7 protein-coding genes are annotated in these 4,783 nt (G+C 50.8%); 2 read left to right on the top strand and 5 right to left on the bottom strand.

Translation table 11 applies throughout. From position 1 onward, the window contains the following. Both proS and tsaA read right to left on the bottom strand, forming a co-directional pair. The coding region (proS, locus tag MHN01_RS16860; protein WP_239412404.1) for a proline--tRNA ligase at positions 1–806 on the bottom strand (806 nt) is incomplete at its 3' end. A 128-nt stretch (positions 807–934) separates the two neighbouring features. Further along, positions 935–1,648, bottom strand: a complete 714-nt coding sequence (gene tsaA / locus MHN01_RS16855; protein ID WP_239412403.1) for a tRNA (N6-threonylcarbamoyladenosine(37)-N6)-methyltransferase TrmO — start codon at positions 1,646–1,648, stop codon at positions 935–937. Between the two features lie 142 nt (positions 1,649–1,790). Here tsaA and MHN01_RS16850 point away from each other — a divergent pair, with 142 nt between their 5' ends. Both MHN01_RS16850 and ykgO read left to right on the top strand, forming a co-directional pair. Next, the gene (locus MHN01_RS16850) at positions 1,791–2,054 is read left to right on the top strand and encodes a type B 50S ribosomal protein L31 (protein ID WP_239412402.1); all 264 of its coding nucleotides are present in this window, start codon (positions 1,791–1,793) and stop codon (positions 2,052–2,054) included. Positions 2,055–2,067: 13 nt separating this feature from the next. Next, positions 2,068–2,208 carry a type B 50S ribosomal protein L36 gene (gene ykgO / locus MHN01_RS16845; protein WP_075762742.1) on the top strand — a complete coding sequence of 47 codons (141 nt, stop codon included), beginning with the start codon at positions 2,068–2,070 and terminating at the stop codon, positions 2,206–2,208. 129 nt (positions 2,209–2,337) lie between these two features. On the opposite strand, the gene MHN01_RS16840 is transcribed toward ykgO, so the two are convergent. The 3 genes from MHN01_RS16840 to metN form a co-directional block, all read right to left on the bottom strand. Beyond that, positions 2,338–3,153 (bottom strand): MetQ/NlpA family lipoprotein, encoded by an 816-nt coding sequence (locus tag MHN01_RS16840; protein ID WP_239412401.1) that lies wholly within the window; start codon positions 3,151–3,153, stop codon positions 2,338–2,340. Between the two features lie 69 nt (positions 3,154–3,222). Further along, on the bottom strand, positions 3,223–3,909 hold the full coding sequence (locus MHN01_RS16835; protein ID WP_239412400.1) for a methionine ABC transporter permease: 687 nt from the start codon (positions 3,907–3,909) through the stop codon (positions 3,223–3,225). Then, on the bottom strand, positions 3,899–4,783 hold an 885-nt coding region (gene metN, locus MHN01_RS16830; RefSeq protein ID WP_239412399.1), incomplete at its 5' end, for a methionine ABC transporter ATP-binding protein MetN. The genes metN and MHN01_RS16835, both read right to left, overlap by 11 nt.

Below are 4,783 nucleotides of genomic sequence, written 5' to 3'. Positions count from 1 at the left end.
TGCTCGACAAGCTCGGCGATTGTTTTCGCATCCGGTGTATCAACCAACGTCATCTCAGCTGTTGGTGCTGCACGCTCTGTTGTTGGCGCCAGCGCTTCAGCTTTTTCAATGTTAGCCGCGTAGTCAGATTCTGTAGAGAAGGCAATCAAGTCTTCACCGCTTTCTGCCAGTACGTGGAACTCGTGAGAGCCAGAGCCACCGATAGAACCTGTATCCGCCAATACCGGGCGGAAGTCCAGTCCCATACGGCTGAATACGTTGCAATATGCCTGATGCATTGTCTCGTATGTTTCTACCAGGCTTTCTTTGTCCAGGTGGAAAGAGTAGGCATCTTTCATGATGAACTCACGTGAGCGCATAACACCAAAGCGTGGACGAACTTCGTCACGGAATTTAGTCTGGATCTGGTACAGGTTCAGCGGAAGCTGCTTGTAAGATTTCACTTCGTTGCGAACCATGTCCGTGATCACTTCCTCGTGAGTCGGACCTAGCACAAACGGTCGGTCGTGACGGTCAGCGATACGTAGCAGCTCGGGGCCAAACTTGTCCCAGCGACCTGTTTCTTCCCATAGTTCAGAGGGCTGAACCACGGGCATTAACGTTTCGACTGCACCGGCATTGTTCATTTCTTCACGAACAATATTTTCGACCTTACGCAGAACACGCAGACCTGTAGGTAGCCAGGTATAAAGACCTGAAGCCAGCTTACGGATCATACCTGCACGTAGCATCAGCTGGTGGCTGATAACTTCTGCGTCGTTTGGAGTCTCCTTCAGCGTTGAAAGAAGATATTTACTGGTACGCATTGATGGTATCCGTTGGTTGATATGAATTTGATAAGTAATGGGGACATCCCCGCCCGCCTACAGTGGCGGTAACCGTATATACTACCAGCCATTTGGCTGTTCGCCAAAAGGAACAGGCTGCCGTGCGCTTAATCTTTTCTATTTGCCACAGGCTTGTCCAGCTTGGTGACGGTGACTTTCTCGTCGTCAACGGTGAACTTAACATTGTAGTTGAATAAGTGGACCCCATACTCTTTGCTATCTGGCTTGCCCTTTTTGTAGGCCGGGCGAGGATCCTGCGCCAGCACCTCTTCAATCACGGCCCGTTGTCTTGCAAGCTGTTTTCCTGTTAGTTGCGATTCGGCCCTAGCGGTGAAAACCACAGGTAATGTGTCCGGTTCCTCTTCGGCAAACCCGCCGGTAGCCTGAGGCAGGCTGTCTGAGTAGGGGATATAGGGTTTGATATCTACAACTGGGGTGCCATCGACCAGATCGACACCACCGAGCTCAATCACGATATCTTTTCCATCTTGGCGAATGCCCTTGAACTCAACGGCTGACATGCCAATTCCGTTAGGCCGGAAGGTTGCACGGCTGGCGAAGACGCCGATTCGTTCATTACCGCCGAGACGGGGAGGGCGAACAGTCGGTCGCCAGCCAGCTTCCAGATTCTGATTAAACAAGAATAACAGCCAGAGATGGCTGAATTGTTCAAGGCCGCGTACCGCCTCGAGTGCGTTGGCCTCCCCCTGTAGGACGATTTCCGAGCGTGCGCTCGGTACCAGGCCGGGCTGACGGGGTACGGCAAATTTTTCTTTGTAGGGAGAGTGAATAATACCGATTGGCTCAATTTGATATGACATCTGGATAACGCCTTTTCTCTGATTGCGCAGAACATACCATAAAAAAGCACTTGACCTGAATATGAGAATTATTATCAAATGATATGTTATAACGTATCATAAGCTATGATTGATCAAGTAACCGCTAAATGAGGATTGCAAAATGAAACCAGGTATCCACCCCGATTATCGAACCGTTGTATTTCATGATACGAGTGTTGATAAGTACTTCTTGGTGGGGTCAACGCTAAAAACGGATAAGACGATTACCTGGAAAGATGGCCAGGAATATCCCTATTACACTCTGGACGTCTCTTCAGAGTCCCATCCGTTTTACACCGGCAAGCAGCGTGTGATCAGCACTGAAGGGCGAATGGCTAACTTTAGCCGCCGATTCGGGAAGTTTGGTGCGAAGAAGGAAAAATAGGAAGGAGAGTATAATGAAAGTATTAAGCTCGCTGAAAAGTGCAAAGGCCCGTCATCGTGACTGCCAGATTGTAAAACGCCGGGGGCGTGTGTATGTGATCTGCAAGTCCAACCCAAGGTTTAAGGCCGTGCAGGGAAAAGTGAAGAAAAAATAGTGCCGACGGGGAAAATTAATGCCTCGATTGGGGCGCATATTCGCAGGCGATATAAAGCAAAGAGGCTTCCCGAATTGGGAAGCCTCTTTTATTTGTCAGCATTTCATTCCTGGTGTTTTGGAAAAGGGCTTACCAGCCTTTAACAACGCCACCCTGGAAGATTTCTTGTGCTGCAGTATATACTGCCTCTGACTGGTAGGCTTTGACGAATGTCTGCACGTTTTCGGCACTGACATTATCTTCGCGGGCAACAATCAGGTTAACGTATGGTGATTCTTTGTCTTCAACAAAGACACCGTCGCGCTCAGGCGTCAGGTTGATGCTGCTGGCATAAGTAGTGTTAATGATTGCCAGTGCGACATCATCAAGAGAGCGAGGCAGCTGCGCGGCTTCCAGCTCGACAATTTTCAGGTTCTTCGGGCTTTCGACGATATCCAGTACCGTTGCTGTCAGTCCGGCACCTTCTTTCAGTTTCAGCAGGCCTTGCTGTTCAAGTAGTAGCAGCGAGCGGCCAAGGTTTGTCGGGTCGTTTGGTACGGCAATCTGATCGCCGTCTTTTAGCTCGTCGATAGATTTGATTTTGCTTGAGTAGGCAGCAATCGGGTAGACAAAAGTGTTGCCTGCAATGGCAAATTTATATCCCTGATCCGTGACTTGCTGATCCAGGTATGGCTTGTGTTGGAAGGCATTGATATCGATAGAGCCGTCTTCCAGTGCCGCGTTCGGCGAGATGTAATCGGTAAAGGTGATCAGTTCGACATCAAGACCGTATTTATCCTTGGCTTCCTTGGCTGCCACTTCGGCTACTTGGGCTTCTGCACCGGCCATCACCCCGATTTTAATCTTGCTGGTATCGACTGCGGTTTCTTTTTCGCCACAACCAGTTAGTACAAGTGCTGATGCCAAGCCTGCGACGGCAAAAAGATTCTTAAGATTAAACGCCATGTAACTTCTCCTTAAAGCGGGGTTTTCCGTAATACTAGATGGTAATTATTAATTAATGTTTTTTTCTGTTTAGCGGTGGTCGACGCGCTTGACCAAATGGTCACCGGCCGACTGAATGATTTGCACCAGGATCACCAGCATTACCACGGTGATCATCATGACAGTGCCGTCGAATCGCTGGTAGCCGTAACGGATACCGACATCGCCCAAGCCACCGCCGCCGACAGTACCGGCCATGGCCGAGTAGCTGACCAGCGTAACAAGAGTAATGGTGACGGCATTTATGATGCCCGGCAGCGCTTCCGGCAGCAGGACTTTGTTGATGATTTGGCGTGGCGTCGCGCCCATTGCCTGAGCTGCTTCAACCAAACCAGTCGGCACTTCCAGCAGCGCGCCTTCGACCAGACGGGCAATAAAAGGAATTGCGCCAACAGTCAGCGGGACAATGGCCGCGGCGGTGCCGATAGAGCTGCCGACCACAAACCGGGTAAACGGGATGATGGCAACCAGCAGAATAATGAACGGGATAGAACGGCCAATATTGGTGATCGTCCCCAGGATCTTATTCAGCGCCTTGTTCTCAAGCAAACCGCCATCTTTGGTAAGATGGAGGGCAACGCCGGCAGGAATACCGATAACAAAGCCGATAAGACCCGACGCAAACACCATCAGCAGTGTTTCGCCCAGTGCATCGATCAGCAGGTAGGTCAGGCGTTCGTTGGCTTGCCACCAGTTAGCAATAGACTCAAGCAACATATCCCAATACCTCTACATTAACTTTGTGATCACGAAGGAAAGCAATGGCCTGTTCTGCTGCCTGCTCAGTGCCAAATAGCTCGGCCAGCATTAGGCCGAATTTCACGCCGCCGGCATAGTCCATATCCGAGCTCAGAATACTGATATCAATATTGAACTCGCGGGCCACCTGGCTGATCAGCGGAGCGTCAACCGAGGCGCCGGTGAATTCAAGGCGTACCAGTGGGTAGCTGTTGTCGATACGTTGCTCGACAAGGCGTGTTCTGTAATCCTCGGGAATAGATAGGTCTAGGGTCGAGCGGATGAAATCACGCGCCAGCTCCGTTTTCGGGTGGGCAAAGATTTCACCGACCGGGCCTTTTTCGACCAGCTCGCCACCGCCAATAATCGCTACTTCGGCACAGATGCTTTTCACTACGTCCATTTCGTGGGTGATCAGCAAGATAGTGAGATTCAGCTTGCGATTGATCTCTTTTAGCAGCTCGAGAATAGACTGAGTGGTCGCCGGATCCAGGGCGCTGGTTGCTTCATCGCATAGCAGTACCTTGGGATCGGACGCCAGTGCGCGGGCAATGGCGACACGTTGTTTCTGGCCGCCACTTAAGTTTGACGGGTAAGACTCGCTTTTATCCGCCAGACCAACGAGCTGCAGCAGCTCGTTGACTTTGGTTTTGATGTCCGCTTTTGTGCTACCGGCAAGTTCCAGCGGCAGGGCAACATTGTCGAACACAGTACGGGAAGAGAGCAGGTTGAAATGCTGGAAGATCATACCGATTTTACGGCGGGCCAGTGTCAGCTCCTGATTGGAAAGCTGAGTCAGGTCGATTCCGTCAACGATGATGTGGCCGTTGGTTGGCTTTTCCAGCAGGTTGAC

Source organism: Photobacterium sp. OFAV2-7 (assembly GCF_022347985.1).
GTDB lineage: Bacteria > Pseudomonadota > Gammaproteobacteria > Enterobacterales > Vibrionaceae > Photobacterium.
Note: the sequence above shows the minus strand (reverse complement) of the source record. Positions and strands in the feature narration are given on the sequence as shown.

Excerpts from the sequence above, each read along its gene's own strand:
- MHN01_RS16850 (WP_239412402.1), top strand. The coding sequence starts at position 1,791 with ATGAAACCAGGTATCCACCCCGATTATCGAACCGTTGTATTTCATGAT.
- tsaA (WP_239412403.1), bottom strand. The coding sequence starts at position 1,648 with ATGTCATATCAAATTGAGCCAATCGGTATTATTCACTCTCCCTACAAA.
- MHN01_RS16840 (WP_239412401.1), bottom strand. The coding sequence starts at position 3,153 with ATGGCGTTTAATCTTAAGAATCTTTTTGCCGTCGCAGGCTTGGCATCA.
- ykgO (WP_075762742.1), top strand. The coding sequence starts at position 2,068 with ATGAAAGTATTAAGCTCGCTGAAAAGTGCAAAGGCCCGTCATCGTGAC.
- MHN01_RS16835 (WP_239412400.1), bottom strand. The coding sequence starts at position 3,909 with ATGTTGCTTGAGTCTATTGCTAACTGGTGGCAAGCCAACGAACGCCTG.